The organism is Streptomyces sp. NPDC127190, assembly GCF_042672505.1.
Classification (GTDB): domain Bacteria; phylum Actinomycetota; class Actinomycetes; order Streptomycetales; family Streptomycetaceae; genus Streptomyces.
Map to the genome: position 1 here is coordinate 174,747 of NZ_JBHXVE010000006.1, position 19,556 is coordinate 194,302.

The 19,556-nt window shown below is 75.0% G+C and carries 14 protein-coding genes; 6 read left to right on the forward strand and 8 right to left on the reverse strand.

Features of this window, described 5'->3' with window-relative positions:
- Positions 1–23 precede the first annotated feature (23 nt).
- The 4 genes from ACFVIU_RS12680 to ACFVIU_RS12695 all read right to left on the reverse strand — a co-directional run bounded on the left by ACFVIU_RS12680 (position 24) and on the right by ACFVIU_RS12695 (position 3,955).
- Positions 24–950 carry a sirohydrochlorin chelatase gene (locus ACFVIU_RS12680; RefSeq protein WP_385842351.1) on the reverse strand — a complete coding sequence of 309 codons (927 nt, stop codon included), beginning with the start codon at positions 948–950 and terminating at the stop codon, positions 24–26.
- 177 nt (positions 951–1,127) lie between these two features.
- The gene (locus ACFVIU_RS12685; RefSeq protein ID WP_385842352.1) at positions 1,128–2,102 is read right to left on the reverse strand and encodes an N-acetylglucosamine kinase; all 975 of its coding nucleotides are present in this window, start codon (positions 2,100–2,102) and stop codon (positions 1,128–1,130) included.
- Complete coding sequence (locus ACFVIU_RS12690; RefSeq protein ID WP_385842353.1) at positions 2,099–2,776, reverse strand: uracil-DNA glycosylase; 678 nt, start codon at positions 2,774–2,776, stop codon at positions 2,099–2,101. The genes ACFVIU_RS12685 and ACFVIU_RS12690 overlap by 4 nt, the downstream gene beginning before the upstream one ends.
- Positions 2,777–2,866: 90 nt before the next feature.
- Positions 2,867–3,955, reverse strand: a complete 1,089-nt coding sequence (locus ACFVIU_RS12695; RefSeq protein WP_385842354.1) for a WD40/YVTN/BNR-like repeat-containing protein — start codon at positions 3,953–3,955, stop codon at positions 2,867–2,869.
- Between the two features lie 301 nt (positions 3,956–4,256).
- On the opposite strand from ACFVIU_RS12695, the gene ACFVIU_RS12700 reads away from it, so the two are divergent.
- Positions 4,257–4,838, forward strand: coding sequence for a hypothetical protein (locus ACFVIU_RS12700; RefSeq protein WP_385842355.1), 582 nt, complete (start codon positions 4,257–4,259; stop codon positions 4,836–4,838).
- Positions 4,839–5,361: 523 nt separating this feature from the next.
- On the opposite strand, the gene ACFVIU_RS12705 is transcribed toward ACFVIU_RS12700, so the two are convergent.
- On the reverse strand, positions 5,362–7,347 hold the full coding sequence (locus tag ACFVIU_RS12705) for a HEAT repeat domain-containing protein (RefSeq protein WP_385842356.1): 1,986 nt from the start codon (positions 7,345–7,347) through the stop codon (positions 5,362–5,364).
- Positions 7,348–7,493: 146 nt separating this feature from the next.
- Entirely contained in the window at positions 7,494–9,158 is a 1,665-nt protein-coding gene (locus ACFVIU_RS12710; RefSeq protein WP_385842357.1) for a DNA alkylation response protein, read from the reverse strand.
- Between the two features lie 76 nt (positions 9,159–9,234).
- On the opposite strand from ACFVIU_RS12710, the gene ACFVIU_RS12715 reads away from it, so the two are divergent.
- The gene (locus ACFVIU_RS12715; protein ID WP_385842476.1) at positions 9,235–9,987 is read left to right on the forward strand and encodes a PaaX family transcriptional regulator C-terminal domain-containing protein; all 753 of its coding nucleotides are present in this window, start codon (positions 9,235–9,237) and stop codon (positions 9,985–9,987) included.
- A gap of 72 nt (positions 9,988–10,059) precedes the next feature.
- Here the strand turns inward: ACFVIU_RS12715 and ACFVIU_RS12720 are convergent, their stop codons facing one another.
- The gene (locus ACFVIU_RS12720; protein ID WP_385842358.1) at positions 10,060–10,698 is read right to left on the reverse strand and encodes an HAD family hydrolase; all 639 of its coding nucleotides are present in this window, start codon (positions 10,696–10,698) and stop codon (positions 10,060–10,062) included.
- 137 nt (positions 10,699–10,835) lie between these two features.
- Between ACFVIU_RS12720 and ACFVIU_RS12725 the strand changes: the two genes are divergently transcribed.
- Entirely contained in the window at positions 10,836–11,777 is a 942-nt protein-coding gene (locus ACFVIU_RS12725) for a hypothetical protein (protein ID WP_385842359.1), read from the forward strand.
- A 64-nt stretch (positions 11,778–11,841) separates the two neighbouring features.
- Here ACFVIU_RS12725 and ACFVIU_RS12730 read toward each other — a convergent pair whose 3' ends face one another.
- Positions 11,842–12,645: a pectate lyase gene (locus ACFVIU_RS12730; RefSeq protein WP_385842360.1), complete on the reverse strand. Its 804-nt coding sequence runs from the start codon at positions 12,643–12,645 to the stop codon at positions 11,842–11,844.
- 336 nt (positions 12,646–12,981) lie between these two features.
- Here ACFVIU_RS12730 and ACFVIU_RS12735 point away from each other — a divergent pair, with 336 nt between their 5' ends.
- The 3 genes from ACFVIU_RS12735 (at position 12,982) to ACFVIU_RS12745 (ending at position 19,479) form a co-directional block, all read left to right on the forward strand.
- Positions 12,982–14,316: an SGNH/GDSL hydrolase family protein gene (locus ACFVIU_RS12735; protein WP_385842361.1), complete on the forward strand. Its 1,335-nt coding sequence runs from the start codon at positions 12,982–12,984 to the stop codon at positions 14,314–14,316.
- Between the two features lie 158 nt (positions 14,317–14,474).
- Positions 14,475–15,176 carry a hypothetical protein gene (locus tag ACFVIU_RS12740; protein ID WP_385842362.1) on the forward strand — a complete coding sequence of 234 codons (702 nt, stop codon included), beginning with the start codon at positions 14,475–14,477 and terminating at the stop codon, positions 15,174–15,176.
- A 10-nt stretch (positions 15,177–15,186) separates the two neighbouring features.
- Positions 15,187–19,479 carry an HAD-IC family P-type ATPase gene (locus tag ACFVIU_RS12745; RefSeq protein WP_385842363.1) on the forward strand — a complete coding sequence of 1,431 codons (4,293 nt, stop codon included), beginning with the start codon at positions 15,187–15,189 and terminating at the stop codon, positions 19,477–19,479.
- Positions 19,480–19,556 lie beyond the last annotated feature (77 nt).

Here is a 19,556-nt window from a genome sequence, read left to right on the forward strand (position 1 = left end):
TGGCGTACGGGTGCCGTGGGCGGTCAGCGGACCGGGGCGCCCTGCGGCTGCTGCGGGGCGATGCCCAGGGCGGTCGTGTACTTGGCCACCGCCAGCTTGCCGATCGCCGGGTACGCGCCCAGCGCCTCGGACGTGGCGCAGCCCGCCTCCTCGGCGGCCGCCGCGAGCAGCGCCGCGTCGATCTCCGGGCCGATCAGGTACGGCGCCAGCGCCAGCTGCTGCGAGCCGGCGGAGCGCAGCTGCTCGGCGACGGAGGCGATGGAACCCTCCTGGTCCAGGGCCGCCGCCATCACCGGCACCGCCAGGCGCGCGGCGAGCAGCATGCCGGTGATCCCGGCCGCCTGCACGGCCTCGTCACCGCCCACCGAGGCCAGGATGATGCCGTCCGCGGCGGTGGCCACGGTGAACAGCCGGGCACGGTCGGCGCGCGCCAGACCCGCCTCGGACAGCCGCACATGCAGCGCCTCGGCGAGCAGCGGGTGCGGGCCGAGCACATCGGTCAGGTCGGCGGCGACCCGGCTGTCCATCACGGACTGCCGGATGTGCCGCAGCTGGGCGCTGTCCGGACCGGCCAGCAGCGGTACGACGACGGCGACCGGACCGTCGGGCTCCTTGATCCCCTCGACGCCGGCGGCGACGGCCTGCTCGTAACGGGCGGTGCGCTGCTCGGCGGCGTGCGCGAGAACGGCACGCAGCGAGGGGAACTCGGCGTCGTCCCCGTCCAGGTACCCGATCCGCGCGTCCAGGCCGGGCAGCTCGGAGCGGGCGATGCTCACGACCTCCTCGGCGAGGCTGCGCGTGCCGGCGCTGGGCGCGCCGGGCACCGCGAGGACGAGCGCGGGCGCGCCCTCGGGAGCGACCAGCGGTTCCGGTCGGCGGTGCCGTCCGGGCTGGCGGGGTCGCGGCATTCGTACTGGCAGGCCGGACTCGGGCCCAGTGGGGGAGCTCATGGCGCCGCATGTTACTGGCTTTGTCGACTCCGCCGTTCGGGGAGGGTGCAGGTGAGCGGTATCCGTCCGGTTTTGTCTGATGAGTTACGCCCGGTCTGGGCGTGTTCCGGGCATGTACCGGGCGCATGGGGCGCCAAGGGGATCAATCCGCCTTTGCGGTGACTCTTCCCTCGGCCCTCACCGACCTGGCTCGGCGACCAGGCACAGCAGCGACGGTTCACCCGGCAGGGTGAGCCGGTCCGACGCCAGATCGGTCGCGATCCGTACCGCTCCGTGCAGCGGGTCGCCCTCGGCCGGCACCTGCCGGGCGTGCGGAAGCCGGCTCGCCAACTCCTCGCGCAGGGGTACGAGCAGCGGATCGCCCAGTTTGAACAGCCCGCCGGTGAGTGCCAGTTCGGGAGCGCCGTCCGCCGGGCAGACGGCCGCCGCCGACTCGGCCAGGTGCCGGGCGGCCGCCCGCAGGATGCCCGCCGCCACCGGGTCGTGTCCGGCGCAGTGGGCCACCCGGGGCGCGAAGGAGGCGAGGGCGGCGGGCCGGTCGGTGCGCGGGTAGAGTTGCCCGGGCAGTCCGCGCACCGGCCCGAACTGCTCCTTTGCGCACGCCAGCAGCGGTGCGGAGCCGCCGTCCCGGCCGTCGTGGGCGCGCAGCGCCGCCTCCAGTCCGGCCCGCCCGATCCAGGCCCCGCTGCCGCAGTCGCCCAGCAGATGCCCCCAGCCGTCGGCCCGCCGCCAGCCCCGCAGATCGGTGCCGACCGCGATCAGACCGGTGCCCGCGGCGAGCACCGCACCCGGACGCGGCCCCAGGGCACCGACGTACGCGGTCACGGCGTCGGCCGCCAGCGCGACCCGCCGCACCCCCAGTTCCCGGGCGAGCGCGCCCGGCAGTTCGGCCCGCAGCGCGTCACCCAGCGCGGCGAACCCGGCGGCGCCGACCACCGCGGTGGCCAGGTCGTCCAGCCCGGCCTCCGCAGCCGACGCACGGGCCAGCGGCAGGAGTTGCTCCAGCAGATGGGCGGGATCGATGCCGCGGTCTGCCGTGCGCACCGGTTCCCGGGTCTCCCGCCGGGCCGCCGGCGGCCGCCCGGGCACGCCGACCGCGATCCGGAGGCCGGAGCCCCCGGAGTCCACGGCGAGATACCCGGCCACGGTCACGGCAGACGCCACTCCACCGGCTGCCCGCCCTGCTGGATCAGCAGGTCGTTCGCCCGGCTGAACGGACGCGAGCCGAAGAACCCGCGGTCGGCCGACATCGGCGAGGGGTGCGCGGACTCCACCGCGGGCAGGTTGCCCAGCAGCGGACGCAGATTGCGGGCGTCACGGCCCCACAGGATGGACACCAGCGGCTTGCCGCGCGCCGCCAGCGCCCGTATCGCCTGCTCGGTGACCTCCTCCCAGCCCTTGCCCCGGTGGGCGCCCGGGCTGCGCGGCGCGGTGGTCAGTGCCCTGTTGAGCAGCAGCACCCCCTGCTGCGTCCACGGCGTCAGATCACCGGTGGACGGCTGGGGCAGCCCCAGGTCGGTGTTCAGCTCCCGGAAGATGTTGATCAGGCTCGGCGGCAGCGGGCGCACCTCGGGCGCGACCGAGAAGGACAGGCCCACCGCGTGGCCCGGCGTCGGATACGGGTCCTGACCGACGATCAGGACCCGTACCTCGTCGAAGGGCTGCTGGAAGGCGCGCAGGACATGCGGTCCGGCCGGGAGGTAGGTGCGTCCCGCGGCGATCTCCGCGCGCAGGAAGTCGCCCATCGCGGCGACGCGTCCGGCCACGGGTTCGAGGGCTTTCGCCCAGCCCGGTTCGACGATCTCATGCAAGGGTCGTGGTGCCACGGGCGTCACCCTACTGCCGTACACCCGTCGCCGATCAAACGATGGCCCGAGCACGACCGCCCCCCGGCCCGCGCGCCCGCGGCGGCGCCGTCAGCCGACCACCGCCGCCCGTACGCAGAGCACGTCCGGCAGGTGCGAGGCCAGTTGCTGCCAGCTGTCGCCGTCGTCGGCGGAGGCGAACACCTCGCCGTTGCGGTTGCCGAAGTACACGCCCGCCGGGTCGGCGTCGTCGGTGCACAGCGCGTCCCGCAGCACCGTGCCGTAGTGGTCCTCGGCCGGCAGCCCATGCGTCAGCGGCTCCCAGTTCAGGCCCGCGTCCGCGGTGCGGAAGACCCGGCAGCGGTGGTCGGCCGGCACCCGGTCGGCGTCGGCGTTGATCGGGAAGACGTACGCCGTGCCGCCCCGGCGCGGGTGGGCGGCCATCGCGAAGCCGAACGTGGACGGCAGCCCCGCGCCGATGTCGGTCCACTGCGCGCCCGCGTCGTCGCTGCGGTACACCCCCCAGTGGTTCTGGAGGTACAGCCGGTCCGGGTCGCCCGCGTCCCGGGCGACCTTGTGCACGCACTGGCCGAACTCCGGGTTCGGATCCGGCAGGAACACCGCCGACACACCGGAGTTGGACGGCGCCCAGCTCTGCCCGCCGTCGGTGCTGCGGAACACCCCGGCCGCCGAGACGGCCACGGTCACCGCGGCGGGATCCCGGGCATCGGTGAGCACCGTGTGCAGGCCCTCACCGCCGCCGCCCGGCGCCCACTGCTTGCGGGTGGGGTGCTCCCACAGTGGCCGCACCAGGTCGAAGGTCTCGCCGCGGTCCGCCGAGCGGTACAGCGCGGCCGGTTCCGTGCCCGCGTACACCACGTCCGGCTCGGCGGCCGACGGGTGCAGCTGCCAGACGCGCTCCAGGGAGGCGCCGGTGTCCTGCGGGAACCGCACGGCCGGCTGCGCCGGTTCGGTCCAGGTGCGGCCCAGGTCGTCGGAGTGGAAGACCGACGGCCCCCAGTGCGCGCTGTCGCCGCCGGCCAGCAGCCGCGGCCGGGCGCCGCGGGTGTCGATCGCGACCGAGTAGATCGCCTGGGCGTTGAAATACGGACTGTCGTCGAACTCCCACTGGCTTCCGCCCCGCCGCCGCCCGATGAACAGGCCTTTTCGGGTGCCCACCGCGAGCAGTACCTCGGTCATGCCGATCACCTCCGGGACGCCGTTGTCCAGGTATGCGTCAGATATCGGCCAGTCTGCACCCCGCCACTGACACTCTCCCGTGCAGCGCGCTCCGTCGCAGGTCAGCGCGGTGCGCCCGGGGTGTCGCCGGGGTGGGGAGGGGGGTGGCCGGGAACAGCCGGTTCCGTTCCCGCATGCGCCTGCGCGAACGGGGTGTCTCGTGCGACCGTCGGGATGGACGGCTCGTCGTGAGCAACGGAGGGATCTCTCCCGTATGGAGGGGTGGTCCGCCGGCAGGTGTGCTCTGGGGAGGATGCCCTTGATGGCGTTGCGTGGTCCGAAGGTGTGGCTGTGGCGCTGGCGGCGTAACCCGCTCAAACGCCGGGCCGATGTGGTGGAGGCGTGGGTACTGCTCGGTGCCTGGCTGCTGACCGTCCTGGCCGGGCTGCTCGGCGGGCTCATGGCGGCCCGCTCGGTGGAGCAGGGGCTGGCCGGGGAACGCGCGAGCCGGCATGCCGTCGTCGCCCGCGTCGTCGGCAGGGTTCCGAAGCCGGCGGCCGAGGGCGGCCGCGCCGGCGCCGGTGACCAGGTCTGGGCGACGATGCGCTGGACCGCGCCGGACGGCTCCGTGCACACCGGCCGGATCCAGGTGGAGGCGGGCACCCGGGACGGCACCACCCTCACCGTCTGGACGGACCCGCGCGGCCGCCTCACCGACCGCCCCACGACCGCCACCGAGGCCGCCCTGCGGGCCGCCCTGGCAGGCGCGTTGGTCGGGGCGAGTGCCGCCGCGGTCCCCTTCGCCGGCGGGCTCCTCCTGCGCGGCCGCCTGGAACGCCGCCGCATGGCGGCCTGGGACACGGAATGGGCCCGCCTCGGCCCCCAGTGGGGCCGCACGGTCTGACCCCCTCAGGGTGTTCCGCCCGGGCCCGTTCCGGCCCTTCTCCGCGTCCGCCTCCCGGCCTGGCCGGTCCGGCACGCTGTGGCCGCTGTGGCCGATGGGGCCGGTGCGGTTTCCACCTTGTCCGGTTGCTGACGCCATGGCCTCGCGTTTGGGTGGGGGCGTTGGGGGTGGTGGAGCGTGGTGGCGGACGGGCGGGAGCGGTCGCACCGGCTGGCCGGGCCGGGCCGCTGTGGTGGCTCACGTGGGTGGGGTTCCCGGCCGCCGGCCCCCGGCCGACCGGTTGCCGGGTTTCCGGGCTTCCCAGCCTTTGGGCCTACGGGCTTCCGGGCCCCCGGGGGCTCCCCAGTCTGCGGGCTTCCTCGCTTTCCGGCCTCTCAGCCCGCCCGGGCCGTCAGTGGGCGGAGTCGTCGTCCGGCGGGGGGCTGGAGCGGTGCCGCCGTGGGCTCGTGCGGGTGGGCGGGTCGGTGCAGGGGACTGAGACCGGGCGGCGGGGTCCCCCGGCGAGCCCCCTCACTCGGGAGCTTTACAGCGCGGCCAGCACCTCCCGGCACGCCCGCAGCAGAGCCTCGTCCTCGGGGATGGCCCGGGCGTCGTAGGCGCCGGTCCCCAGGGCCGTGTGGCGGCGGGGGCGGGACAGTTCCGCCGCCACCAGGTCGCGCAGCGGTGCGGCGGCCGGGCCCAGTGCGGTGAGGCAGCGGGCGACCGGGCCGCGGCTGCCCGGGTCCTCCGTCCAGGCGGCCCGCAGCACCGGCAGGACGGGGTCCGGATCCCCGCCGATGCGCCACAGAGCGCACGCGGCCGACACCCGCTCCCGCGGCGGCCCGGACCGGGCTGCCCGGCGCAGCTCCGGCAGGGCGGCGCGAGCGGCCGGCCCGAGTCTGCCCAGCTGCCGGACGGCGAGCCGGCGGCGCCCCGGGTCGCCCTGTGTCAACTCCCGCAGCAGCACGGGGAGTACGGCCTCGGAGTCCCCGTGCGCCGACCACAGCGCGCCCGCCGCGACGGCCGCGTGCCGCGTGGGCAGCAGCGCGCGCAGCGAGGGCACCGCCCACGCGGTCGCGCCCAGCGCCTCCAGCGTCTCGACCACCTGGCCCACGAGCGCGTCGCGCGCCCCCAGCCCGTCGGGGGCGCCCGACAGCAGCCGCAGCACCTGGGCGACCGCCGCCTCGTCGCCGATGGCCGCCACCGCCGAGAGCAGCGGAGCGGCGAGCCGGGCAGCGGTGGGGGAGGACAGGGGGATCCGGCCGAGCCGGTGCCGTACGGCCGGGGCGAGCGGGGCCGCCGCCCGGCCCAGGTGCGCGATCTCGAACCCCACACCGACCGGCGCCGCCGGCCCGGCCAGGAGCCGGGCCAGAGGCGGAACGGCACGGGGATCGCCGCTGCGGGCCAGCGCCTTCAGCGGGCCGCCCAGCGTCGGCGCGCCGCGCTCCCAGCGGTGCGTCCACAGCTCCGGCCGGGCGGTCACCAGCGCGTGCAGATCGTCCGCGGCGGGCGCGGCCAGCGTGAACAGCTCGGCGAGGACCGAGACCGCCGCGTCCCGTAACCGGTCGTGCTCGCAGTCCAGCTGGGCACCCAGCAGCCGTACCGCCTCCGTGTGGTCACCGCGCCAGCCGCGGACGAGCTGGGCCGACATCCACACGCCGTTGCACCGGTCCACCGGAGCCGGACTCGTCAACTGCCCGGCGAGCAGCGCGATCCGGTCGTCCACCCGGTCACCGAGCGCGGTGTGCAGGGTGCGCAGCAGCTGGTAGCCCTCCTCGTCGGACGGGCGCAGCCGCCGGATGCGCCCCACGAGCGTGTCCGCGTCGCAGCCCTCCGGGGTCCGGGCGCGGTGCGCGGACCGCTCCCGCAGCAGCCCGACCGCCGTCGGCACCCAGCCGGCCGGAAGCCGGGCGGGCGCGCCGAGCGCGAGCTGCCCGAGTGCGGCGAGCCGGAGCCCCGGCGGATACGGCGGCGCGCTCAGCTCGGCCAGCAGGTCCACCGCCGGCCCGGCCTGCCCGGGGAACCGGCGGACGCACAGGCCGAGCGCCTCTGCCAGGGCCGGCAGGACCCGGTCGTCGCGCTCGGCCCGGACCCGCCCCCGTAACAGGCCGACCACGCGCGTGGGTTCGTCCAGGAACCGCACCACGCCCCCGGCGGCCGCCCGGCGCACCACCGGGTCGGGATCACCGGCGAGCAGGGCGAAGACCTCGCCTCCCGCGCACACCGCCTCCCACGCCCGGGTGTCCCCGCCCGCACTCTCCGCCCCGATGCTCACCAGCAGTTCCACGATGCCGCCCCGGTCCGGCACCTCCTCGCGGGCCGCGAGCGAGAGCAGGAAGGGGACGCAGGCGAGCGTCGAGTCGTACACCCTGCCGCGCGGATGCACCGCGCCGTACATCCCGTCGAGCGCGGTCGCCCGCTCGGCGGTGTCCGCGGACTGAAGTGACCGCAGCCATCCGGGCACGTCCTCCGCGCTGCCGTGCGCGTGCCGCAGTGCGGCCCAGTCGACCTCGTCGATCCCCGTGAACACGTTGTCCTCCCCAGGCGAGTGCCACCTGATCGCGAGTGTGCACCACGGCACTGACAACGGTACGGAAGCGGATGCTGACTGTGTGCGATCCGTCGGCGCTCACCGGCCACCGGGCCGGGCCGGGCGCGGCCCGGCCCGGCAGGGGGTCAGTTCCGGCCGGGCAGCGCCCGCTCCAGGATCGCCCCGAGATCCGTCCCGGCGGGCAGCGTGCCGAACGAGTGCCCCCAGTCACCGCCCAGCCGGCTCGCGCAGAAGGCGTCCGCGACCGGGTGCGGGGCGTGCCGTACGAGCAGGGACGCCTGGAGGGCGAGCGCCATCCGCTCCACCAGGCGCCGCGCGCCGACCTGGTCGATCTCGGCCACCTGGTCCTTGAGCGCGGTCACGGTCGCGTCGAGCCGGGCGTCCGCCCCGCGCGCGAGGGCGAGTTCGGCGAACAGGGCGTCGGCGGTGTCCTGTTCGCGGCCGAGCGCACGCAGCACGTCCAGCGCGTTGACGTTCCCCGAGCCCTCCCAGATCGACAGCAGCGGGGCCTCCCGATAGTGGCGGGGCATCCCGGAATCCTCCACGTACCCGTTGCCGCCCAGGCACTCCAGCGCCTCGGCGGTGAACGCCGGGCCCCGCTTGGTGACCCAGTACTTGCCCACGGCCGTCGCGATCCGCCGGAAGGCCCGCTCCCCGGCGTCGCCGCGCACCGCGCGGTCCGCCGCGCCCGCCAGCCGCAGGGTCAGGGTGGTCGCCGCCTCCGACTCCAGCGCGAGATCGGCCAGGACGTTGCGCATCAGCGGCTGGTCGACGAGCCGGGCGCCGAAGGCGCTGCGGTGCCGGGTGTGGTGGCCCGCCTCGACCAGTGCCTTGCGCATCAGGGTCGCCGAGGCCATCACACAGTCGAGCCGGGTGCAGTTGACCATCTCGATGATGGTCTTCACCCCCCGCCCCTCAGGGCCCACCAGCCAGGCCACGGTCCGGTCGAACTCCGGCTCGGAGGAGGCGTTGGAGCGGTTGCCGAGCTTGTCCTTCAGCCGCTGGATGCGGAAGGTGTTGCGGCTGCCGTCCGGCAGCACCCGCGGCACCAGGAAGCACGACAGCCCGCCCGGGGCCTGCGCCAGCACCAGGAACACGTCGCACATCGGCGCCGACGTGAACCACTTGTGCCCGCGCAGCGTGTACACGCCGGGCTCGGCGGTCGGGGTGGCCACGGTGGTGTTGGTGCGGACGTCCGAACCGCCCTGCTTCTCGGTCATGCCCATTCCGGCCAGCAGGCCGGGCTTCTCGGCGGGCACCCGCAGCTCCGGGTCGTACTCCCGGCTGGTGAGCAGCGGCTCGTACACCTTGGCGAGATCCGGCTGGGCGCGCAGCGCGGGCACGGCGGCGTAGGTCATCGACGTCGGGCAGCCGTGCCCCGCCTCGGTGTGCCCCCACACCAGTCCGCCCGCCGTACGCGCCACATGGGCGCCGGGCCGGCTGTCGGCCCAGGGAGCGCCGGCGAGGCCCTCCGCGACCGCCGTGCGCATCAGGTGGTGCCAGCTGGGGTGGAAGTCCACCTCGTCCACCCGGTGGCCGTACCGGTCGTGGGTGCGCAGCACCGGCTCGTACCGGTTCGCCAGCTCACCCCACTCCTGTGCCTGTGCGCTGCCGGCGCGGACGCCGAGCCGTCGGAGGTCCTCCTCGGCCCACCCGGCGCCCTCGCGGCGCAGGCCCTCCAGCAGGGCCGGGTCGGCGGAGGCGTCGTAAGGGGCCAACGGGGGCGCCTGGTTGGTGACGTCGTGCGTGCTGCCGTACGGCGACGGTGACGGTGCGCTTGTCGAGACCATGCCGCCATGTTGCACTCTTCATACGGCCGTAGCAATGATGCAACAAGAGAAGCTTCGTACAGTTCAGTACGTGTCCATGCGCATGAACGTGTCAGCCGAAGCGGCCCCGGCCGGCCTGCGGCCCCTGTCCGCCCGGTCGGTCGTGCTGAGCCTGCTGCTCGGCGCGCACCCGCCCGAGCTGCCGGTGAAGGACCTGGTCAGGCTGGTCGAGCCGTTCGGAGTCGGCGGTTCCACCCTTCGTGCCGCGCTGAGCCGGATGGTGGCCGCCGGGGATCTGCGGCGCACGGACGCCGTCTACGCGCTCAGCGACCGCCTGCTGGCCCGCCAGCGGCGCCAGGACGACGCCGTACATCCCCGCACGCGCGCGTGGGACGGCGACTGGGAGATGGTCGTCGTCACGGCGACCGGCCGAGGCCCCGCCGAACGCGCCGACCTGCGCACCCGGCTGACCGCTCTGCGCCTGGCCGAACTCCGGGAGGGGGTCTGGCTGCGCCCCGCGAACCTCGACCGCGTCCTGCCGGACGCACTGCGCGGCGTGGCCGTGACCGGCACCGCCCGCCCCGACGAACCGCCGCACGCGCTCGCCGCCCGGCTGTGGCCGCTGGACGCGTGGGCGGACACCGCGCGGTCCCTGCTCGCCCACGCCACCCGGGCCGCCCACCCCGCCGACCGCCTCACCGCCTACGCCGCGGCCGTACGCCACCTGCTCACCGACCCGGTCCTGCCCGCCCGGCTGCTGCCCGCCGACTGGCCGGGGGACGCACTGCGCACGGCGTACGCCGCCTTCCAGCGGGAGCTGGCGGAACGCGCGACCGATCCGTCCTCCTGACACCGCCGGTGCGAAGGTGGTCGGGCGGAGCGGGCAGACGTCCGCATTCCCCTGGCGGCGAGCCGCCCGGCCTCACCCGAGCGGGGCAGGCCCGGCGGCCGGCGGGGCGGCCTCCAGATGAGCTGCGATGCGCCTGATCGTGCGGGCGTTGTCCTCGAACAGATGCGCCTGCATGCCGAGAGCCCGGGCGGCCTCGATGTTCGGGGCGTAATCGTCGATGAACAGGCAGCTCTCCGGCCGCACGCCCAGGGCGGCGCATATGGCCTCGAACGCGCGCGGGTCCGGCTTCTCGACACCGATCTCGTGTGAGTACACGATCTGTTCGACCAACTCGTCGAAGCGGTACAGAGCCGTCTCGCGCTCCCGGGCTCCGACGAAGCTGTTGCTGAGGATGCCGAGTCCGCAGGTTCCCCGAAGCCCTCGCACATGGGCTATGAGTTCCTCGTTGGGCGTTCCCAGGTATTCCGCCCAGAGGTCGGCCATGAAGGCTTCGACCTGGAGCGCGTCGAGCCCCAGGCGCGCTGCCACCTGTTCGTGAACCTCGCGCTCACTGACGCGCCCGACACTCCCGGCCTGCCACACGTCGCGCATCCGTTCATGCACCGTGCCCGGCGGCAGCTCCAGCCGCTCTTCCCATCGCGGCACGCACCCCGTTTCCGGAGTGATCTCCAGTACGCCTCCGATATCGAGAATGACGCAAGGTGTCGTCACTCGAACTCCCCCTCTTCTTCCGATATGCACCGACCCTTGTCGGCCCGTCAACTTGGCGCTGCCTGCGTGAATTTGACCAGTACCTGCCGCTCCGAGGATCATCGTCTCGCAACGGTGGGCCGAGGGGGAGGAGCGGTATGGACGGAACGAATATCGGGGGAACCGGGGGGCCCGCGGGCTGGGCCGCCACGGGAGCGGTGGGTCCCAACGCGGCCTACCGCAACCAGACCATGACGTACGGCGACGTCGAGATGGGCTTCGACGAGTCCGTGACGTTCAAGACCGTCTTCCAGCTCTGGTTGCAGGCGTTCCTCGTCTCGGGTGTCGTGTGGTTCTTCTTCGGCCTGCTGCCGGCGCTCAACTGGGCCTCCGACCCGTTCGAGACACCGCCGAGCCTGGAGACCGGAACCATCCTGGCGATCATCGCCTTCTGGGTCGTCCTGCTGGCCGCACGGATCACCGAGCCGATCTCGGAGTGGAAGACGCTCCTGGAGGACAAGCACGAGGCGTCGCCCTCCGCGTACGCGGCGATCTACGGCGCGCTGGCCCGGCGGCGGATCCCCGTCTCGGCGGTGCCCGCCCGCATCCGCAGCGACATCATGCCGGAGGTCGTCAACAACCGGCTGGTCGTCACCAGCGGCCGGTACGTGGCGTACGTGACCGTCTTCGGGTACGGCACGAGCCTGTACGTCGGCTGGACGATGTGGCGCAGCCGCTCCGGCGTGGTGATCATCGGACACTTCCTCAAGGACCTGATCGGCGGCATGCTCGGCCGCACCGGAAACGTCAACCAGATGCTGCGCACCGAGAAGCCGAGGGCGATGCGGGAAGCGGTGCACTCCGCGGCCCGGGAGGGCGTGGAAGCGGCCATCCAGGGCATCGAGGTGCCGATCGCCTCGACGTTCGGGCAGGAACTGCCGATCCAGGCGGCCATGGCCCCGCCGGCCGCGCCGCCCGCCCCGCCGCAGGGCCCCGCGGCCGCGCCCTCGCAGCCCGGCCCGCAGATGCCTCCGGCCGGACCTCACGGCTACACCCCACCCCCGGCCCCGCCGCAGCCGCGCCCGGGGGACGGTCACTGAAACCACTGTGAGTCACCAGGGGCGTCCCTCACCAGGGACGCCCCTTCTGCATCTTCAGAGGCGCTCACTTGTAGGTGATGTCCGACGACGCGTACGTGCAGTACGTCCCGTCCGGGCCCGACCCGTTGGTGGTCGGTTCCGCGCCGGTGTTGTTGCCGATGTACTTCTGGCACGGGACGATCTTCCGGCTCGCGTCCCCGACGATGGTGATGTTCCTCAGGGTGGCGCGGTCGCCGTAGTTGGTGTTGATGCCGACCAGCGCGCCGCCCTTGTAGGTCGCCTCGATGGTGTTGAGGTTGATCGTGCGCTTGTACTGCGTCGTGCAGTTGCCGCACGACCGGACCAGCTTGCCGAAGTTCTTGACGGCGAAGTTCGACACGTTGAGCGTGCCGGCGCCGTTGAACTGGAAGACCTTGTCGCCGGCCTCCTTCGCGCCGCCGCCGGTGACGGTGTACACGTTGGACGACGAGGAGCCCCGGAAGGTCGCGGCGTCCTCGCCGACGTCCTCCCACCAGACGTTCTGGAGCGTGCAGCTGCCCTCGCAGTGGATGCCGTCCGCGGCGGGCGCGCCGATGATGACGTTCTTCAGCACGGCCCCGGGAGCCAGGTCCAGGATCGGGTCCTGGTCCTCGCTCTGGCCGCTGGTTCCGAGGTCTCCGCTGCCGTAGAGGCGCTTCATCCCGTAGTCCTTGGTGCCGGAGACCGGGATGGTCTTGGTGACCGCCTGGCTGCCGTTGGCGGTGGGCCAGGTGGCCGCGCCCGCCGGTGAGCCGCTGGTCATGATCATGCCAACTGTGAGGCCGAGGGCGGCTACGCCTCCCAGCGGGGCGCGTCCCGTACGCACGGGTGGAAGCGCTCGTGAGGTCATGTCCCGAATGCCTTCCTGTCGAGTGGGGGATCGGTCGTGTGCGTCAATCACTCATGTGAATCATGCACGTGATATGGAACGCAGTTCAGGGCGGCTCGGTGGCGCGGGGGCCCAGGAGGGCGGCTGTTGGTCACGCTTATGAACGGACGGTAGGGGGCAAGCGCTTTCTGGTCAACGTTTCGGGCAGAACTGCTTCCAGCCACGGAGAAGTGCGTGGGAGCGCTTCCATGACGTTCATGTCCATGCCACCATGCCTGTTGCTCCCGGCCGGGCCGCTGCTCGCCGCGCCCGCCTGCACCACACGTTGACGCCCTGTCCGACTCCAGGAAGGTTCCCGTGAAGCCGACCGGCAGAGCCTCGCTCGCCTCCGTCCTCAGCACCTGTGTCCTCGCCCTGGCCCTCGTCGTGACCTCCTCGGCGCTCACCGCGCTGTTCGGCGGTCGGCACCACCCGGCGACGGCGCCGGGCGCGCCGGAGGCGGGCAGGCACTGGGTGAACACCTGGACCGCCATGCCCCAGCTCACCGAACCCGGCAACCTGCCGCCCGCGCCGTTCACCGGCGAGAAGTCGGTCCTCGTGGACACCACCCTGCGGGAGACCGTGCGGGTCACCACCGGCGGCCCGCGCATCCGGCTGCGGTTCTCCAACGCCTACGGCGACACCCCGCTGCCGCTCACCGCCGTGACCGTGGCCCTCCCGCAGGGCGGCAAGGCCGGCAGCAGCGCGGTCGAGCCCGGCAGTGTGCGGGCCGTCACCTTCGCCGGGCGGGCCGCCACGACCGTCCCGGTCGGCGCCCAGGTGGTCTCCGACGACCTCGACTTCGCCCTGCGCCCCGGTTCAGAGCTGACCGTGACGGCGTACACCGCGCGCGGTCAGGCGTCGCTCGCGCTGACCTCGCACCCCGGCTCGCGCACCACCTCGTACCTCGTGCACGGCGACCACACCCAGGACCAGGACCTGCCGGACGCCACCGCCGTCGACCACTGGTATCTGCTGAGCGACGTCGAGGTGCTGTCACCCGCCCGCACCCGGGCGGTCGCCGTCGTGGGCGACTCGCTCAGCGACGGCCGCGGCTCCACGACCAACGGCAACGACCGCTGGCCGGACCAGTTCTTCGACCGGCTCCAGCGCCGCACCGCCACCTCCGGCATCGCCGTCCTCAACCAGGCGGCCGGCGGCAACCGCGTCCTCAACGACGGACTCGGCCCCAACGTCCTGGCCCGCCTCGACCGTGACGTCCTCTCCCGCAGCGGCGTCTCCTGGCTGATCCTCTTCGAGGGCGTCAACGACATCGGCACCGCCGCGGCCACCCCGGAGGCCCAGAAGACCCTCACCGACGATCTCATCGCCGGGTACCGGCAGATCGTCGTCCGCGCCCACGCCCAGGGCATCCGGGTCTACGGCGCCACGCTCACGCCGTTCGGCGGGAACGGCCTGTACGACGACGGGGCGGGCGTGCGGGAGGCCGCGCGGCAGCGCGTGAACGCGTGGATCCGTACGCCCGGCCACTTCGACGCGGTGATCGACTTCGACCGTGCGGTACGGGACCCCTCGGCACCGGACCGGCTGCTGCCCGCCCTCCAGTCCGGCGACGGGCTGCATCTCAACCCCGCGGGGTACCGGGTGCTGGCCGACACCGTCCCCGAGGAGCTGTTCACCAGGGGTTCCTGAGGGCGAGCCCCGGGCCGGCGAGGCGTTGCCGGCCCGGGGCCGGCGCGGCCCGGCGTGGCGCGGGCGGGGGTGCTGCGGTTACCTGGGGAAAGGGAGGATGACCAGCGCGGTCGCGGGCACTCGGGGGGCACGGAAGTGGATCTCACCCGAGGAGAGTCATGGCTGAGCAGAAGTCGTCGTCGGTCCTCACGGCGCCCCTGCGCGGCGCCGCCTCGGTACTGCGCAGGGTGCCCGGCGCAGGGACGGTGAGCAGGGCCGCGGAGGAAACCCTGGACAAGGTCGGCGCGGTCTCGCCCCGCGGCCGGCGTATGGCCGTGTACGCCGGGGCCGGGCTGCTCGGCGCGGCAGGCGTGGTGGAGTGGCCGGTGGCCCTCACCGGCGCGGCGGTCGCCTGGCTCACCCAGCCCCGCCCCGCCCATCCGACGGAGGGCGAAGCGGGCCCCGGACCCGCCCCCGACCGGGCCGCGGGCACCGGATCCGGCTCCTTCGGGATGACCGCCGAGGATCCCGGCTCGGCGAGCCCTGCGAGCCCGCCGGGCAGAGGGGACTCTGAATCCACGAGCCGCGGTGATCCGTCCATGGCCGGAGGCGATCCGGCGGCGGCCGAGCCGCCGGGGCCCGTGGCGGTCGGCGACCGCCGGGTGGAGGAGGGCCGCGCGGAGCCCGCCGGCGGCGAGGCCGCGGCCGAACCGCCGCACGACCTCGGCACCGCCGCACTCAGGTCGGGTACGGCCGAGGCTCCCCCCGGCGGCGGGTCCGCCCCCTCGGCCGGTTCCGACCGGTCCGCCGACGAAGCACACCCCCGGGGCGTCACCGGTCCGCTCGGGCCGACGGCGCGGCCGGGGCGTACGACTCTCTGAGGAGGCTGCCGTGCTCGGTCTGCTGACGGCCCCCGCTCGCCTGCTGCCCGCGGCGCCGCGACTGCTCGCCCGGGCGGCGGCGCCCGCCATCGGCGCGGCCGCCGGCGTGGCGGCAGGAACGGCCCGCGCCGGAGTGCGCGGCGCGGACACCGCCGTACGCGTGGCGCGGGTCGCCCGCAACGCGCGCCCCGGCGCCGGAGAACACTGGCGCGCCGGCGCCCGCGCCCATCTCGCCCTGCGCCCGGTGGAACACGACCGCGTGCGCGCCGCCGGCGGCACCGCACACCTGGCCCGCCGGGTGGCCGAGACGCTGGCCGAACACCCGGACGTGCTGGTCTCCTACTGGGACGAGGGACTGGCACGTCTCGTGGTGACGGCGACCGGCGAAGAAGCCGCCGACCGGGCCGTGGCGCACGCCGCCGAGCTGGCCGAGCGGCACGGACTCGTGCTGGCCGGCGGGGACGTGGAGGAGACCACGCATCCGGCCGACCCGGCCGGGGTGCGCGCCGCGGTGGCCACCCTCGCCGCCGACGGGGTCGGCATCGCCGTCGCCGTCACGGCGTACACGCTGCGGCTGCCGCCCTCGCCCCGGATGGTGACCGCGGTCGTCACGCTGCTGCGGGAGAACCCGCGCTTTCGCTCCTGGCTCGGCGCCCGGCTCGGGGACTCCGCGATGGACCTCGCCCTGGCCTGCGCGAACGCCGCCGTGCACGGCGCCGGCCAGACCCCGACCTCCCTGGTGCTCGACGGCGCCCTGCGCGCCTGCCAGGTCGCCGAGACGGTCGCCCGCGCCGCCGCCTTCGACACGGTGCACGACCGGCTGTGCGCACCCGACCGGCTCAGCCTTCCCGCCCCGGCCACGCCCCGCCCGCCGTTGCGCGAGTCCCCGGCCCAGGAGTACGCCGCCCACGCGTCTGCCGGGAGCGTGCTGGGCGCGGCGGCCACCCTGCTGGTCAAACACAACGGCGCCGAGGCCGCCGAGGCGGTGCTGGCCGGCTCGCCCAAGGCCGCCCGCTACGGCCCCGCCGCCTTCCACGCCGTACTCAGCGGGGCGCTCGCCCGCACCGGCGTGCTCGTGCGGTCCCCGGAGCGGCTGCGCCAGCTGGAGCTGGCCGGCACGGTCGTCCTGCACGCCGGTGCGCTGCGCACCGACGACGGCGAGGCGGACCCGTGGACCGAACCCGTGCTGGACGCGGCCCGCCGGGCAGGACTGCGCGTCGTGGTCGTGGACGATCCCGCGCTGGAGGACTTCACCGGCCTGGCCGACCAGGTCGTCGACGCCCGTCGCCCGCTGGACGACGTGGTCTACGAGGCGCGCGGCGAGTCGGGCGCCGTGCTGACGGTCGCCCGGGTGCGCGGCGCCGACGAGCACGACGTGCTGGCCGCCCTGAGCGGCAGCGACATCGCCCTCGCCCTCACGGACCGCGACGGCGCGGTCGTCTGGGGCGCCGACCTGCTCGCCCTGCACGGTCTGCCCGACGTGTGGCGGGTGCTGACCGCGATCCCCGCCGCCCGCGCGGTCGGCCGGCGGTCGCAGACCCTGGCCCGCTCCGGCGCCGCCCTGTCGGGCCTGCTCGTGGCGGTCGGCGAGTCCGGGCGCGGGCGGGGCCGGTGGGCCGCGCTGCCGGGGCTGCGGCACGCTCCCGTGGACCTCGGCGCCGCCTCCGCCCTGCTGTCCGGCACCCGGGCCGCGCTCGGCGTGGCGGCGGCCCGCGCCCCGCATCCGCGTCCGCGCGTCCACTGGCACGAACTGGACCCCGAGGAGGCCCAGGACCGGCTCGCGCACGAGCCCGTTGCCGAGGCAACCCCCTGGGAGGAGCTGACCGGCCGGGTCCGTGCGGTGGCCGCCGGAATCTCCCGGCATCCGGCCGCGGCGCCCGCGCGCTGGTCCTACCGGCTGGGCGCGGCCGTGCGCGGCGAGCTCCACGACCCGCTCACCCCGGTGCTGGCCGTCGGCTCGGCCGCGTCGGCGATCCTCGGCTCCGTCGTGGACGCCCTGCTCGTCGTCGGCGCCCTCGATCTGAACGCGCTGGTCGGCGGCTTCCAGCGGATGCGCGCCGAGCGGGCGCTGTCCGGGCTGGTCGCGGAGCAGAAGCGCAAGGCCCGGGTCGTACCGCCGTCGGCCGAGGCACCCGCGGGCGGCACCCGCACGGTCGAGGCGGGCCGGCTGGAACCCGGGGACATGATCTACCTCAAGGGCGACGACGTGGTGCCCGCCGACGCCCGCCTGCTGTGGCAGGACGGCCTGGAGGTCGACGAGTCCGCGCTGACCGGCGAGTCGCTGCCGGTGGAGAAGCAGACGGATCCCACCCCGCACGCCCCGGTCGCCGACCGGCGCTGCATGGTCTTCGAGGGCACCACCGTGGTGGCGGGCCAGGCCCGGGCCGTCGTGGTCGACACCGGGGACCGCACCGAGGCCGCGCGCGCCGTCCATCTCGCCTCGCGCACGCCTCCGGCCGGCGGGGTGCAGGCCAGGTTGCAGGAACTCACGCGGCAGGCACTGCCGTTGACGCTGGCGGGCGGGGCCGCGGTGACCGGTCTGGCACTGTTGCGCGGCACCCCGATCCGGGAGGCGGTCAGCGGGGGAGTGGCGGTGGCGGTGGCCGCCGTACCCGAGGGCCTGCCCCTGGTGGCGACGGTCGCCCAGCTCGCGGCGGCCCGCCGGCTGAGCCGCGACGGCGTCCTCGTCCGCACCCCGCGCACGCTGGAGGCGCTGGGCCGCATGGACACCGTCTGCTTCGACAAGACCGGCACACTCACCGAGAACCGGCTGCGCCTGGTCCGCACCGCCGACGCGGAGGGCACCGTCCACCGCGCGGACGACACCGGGTCGGCGGCCACGATCCGCGCCGCGGCCCGCGCCTGCCCCCAGGTCGACAGCGGCGCCGACCGGCCGGTGCACGCCACCGACGAGGCCGTGCTGGCCGCGGCGGGCCCGGACCCCGACTGGACCCAGCTCGCGGACCTGCCGTTCGAGGCGGCGCGCGGATACGCGGCCGCTGTCGGACGCGCCGGGGACGGGCCGGCGGTGCTCGTCGTCAAGGGTGCCCCGGAGACCGTGCTGCCCGCCTGCGCCGGTCTGCCCGCGCACGCCTCGGAGGCGGCCCATGCCCTGGCGGGCGGCGGCCTGCGGGTGCTGGCGGTGGCCGAACGGCGGCTCGGTGCGGGCGAGCAGGAGGACGACGTACTCGAAGAGCCGCTGCGGGACCTGGAGTTCACCGGACTGCTGGCGCTGTCCGACGTACCGCGCGAGACGTCCACGGCGCTGGTGGAGGGCCTGACCGAGGCAGGCGTACGACCGGTCATGCTCACCGGTGACCATCCGCAGACCGCGCGGGCGATCGCCGCCGAACTGGGCTGGCCCGAGGACACCGTCGTGGTCACCGGGGACGAGCTGGCGGCGGCGGACCGGGCGGCCAGGGCCCGGATGCTCCGCGACGCGGGCGTGGTGGCGCGGGTGGCGCCCGAGCAGAAGCTCCAGGTCGTGGAGGCGCTGCGGGACGCGGGCCGGGTCGTCGGCATGGTCGGTGACGGCGCCAACGACGCCGCGGCCATCCGTGCCGCCGACATCGGGGTCGGCATCAACGCGCGCGGTTCGGCCGCCGCGCGCAACGCCGCCGACATCGTCCTCACCGACGACGATCTGACCGTCCTGATCGACGCGGTCGGCGAGGGCCGGGCCCTCTGGCACAGCGTCGCCGACGCCATCGCCATCCTGATCGGCGGCAACGGCGGCGAGGTCGGCTTCGGCATCCTCGGCACGCTGCTGTCCGGCCGGTCCCCGCTGTCCACCCGGCAGATGCTCATGGTGAACCTCTTCACCGACCTCTTCCCGTCGATGGCGGTCGCGGTGACCGAGAAGGACGACGAGCCCGGCGCGCTCCGGCGCACCGGATCGCCGGAGGACGCCTCCGCCGTCCTCGGTGACCCCCTGCTGCGGCAGATCCGGCACCGGGCGCTCACCACCTGTCTGGGTGCGGTGACGGCCTGGCTGATCGGCCGGTTCACGCCGGGCACCGCACGCCGCTCCAGCACGATGGCGCTGTGCGGGGTGGTCGGCACCCAGCTGGTGCAGACCTGGCTGGACCGGCCCGACAGCCGGCTGGTGCAGCTCACCTGCCTGGGCTCGGCCGCGGCGCTGGTCGCGGCGGTACAGATCCCGGGCGTGAGCTACGCCGTCGGCTGCACCCCGCTGGGCCCGGTCGCCTGGACCGGGGTGGTCGCGGCCATCGCCCTGGCCCTGGCGAGTCACCGCTCCCTGCCCCGCCTGGAGCAGACGATCACCCGCCTGCTCCCCAGCTGACGCCCATCTGCTGCCCGCCTGCCGACCGGCCCCCGCTTCGGCCGGTCGGCAGGCGGGCAGCTCCAGGCCCGGCGAAC

Coding starts and splice junctions, on each gene's coding strand:
- ACFVIU_RS12680 (WP_385842351.1), bottom strand. CDS start 950: ATGAGCTCCCCCACTGGGCCCGAGTCCGGCCTGCCAGTACGAATGCCG.
- ACFVIU_RS12695 (WP_385842354.1), bottom strand. CDS start 3,955: ATGACCGAGGTACTGCTCGCGGTGGGCACCCGAAAAGGCCTGTTCATC.
- ACFVIU_RS12700 (WP_385842355.1), top strand. CDS start 4,257: ATGGCGTTGCGTGGTCCGAAGGTGTGGCTGTGGCGCTGGCGGCGTAAC.
- ACFVIU_RS12710 (WP_385842357.1), bottom strand. CDS start 9,158: ATGGTCTCGACAAGCGCACCGTCACCGTCGCCGTACGGCAGCACGCAC.
- ACFVIU_RS12715 (WP_385842476.1), top strand. CDS start 9,235: ATGCGCATGAACGTGTCAGCCGAAGCGGCCCCGGCCGGCCTGCGGCCC.
- ACFVIU_RS12725 (WP_385842359.1), top strand. CDS start 10,836: ATGGACGGAACGAATATCGGGGGAACCGGGGGGCCCGCGGGCTGGGCC.
- ACFVIU_RS12730 (WP_385842360.1), bottom strand. CDS start 12,645: ATGACCTCACGAGCGCTTCCACCCGTGCGTACGGGACGCGCCCCGCTG.
- ACFVIU_RS12740 (WP_385842362.1), top strand. CDS start 14,475: ATGGCTGAGCAGAAGTCGTCGTCGGTCCTCACGGCGCCCCTGCGCGGC.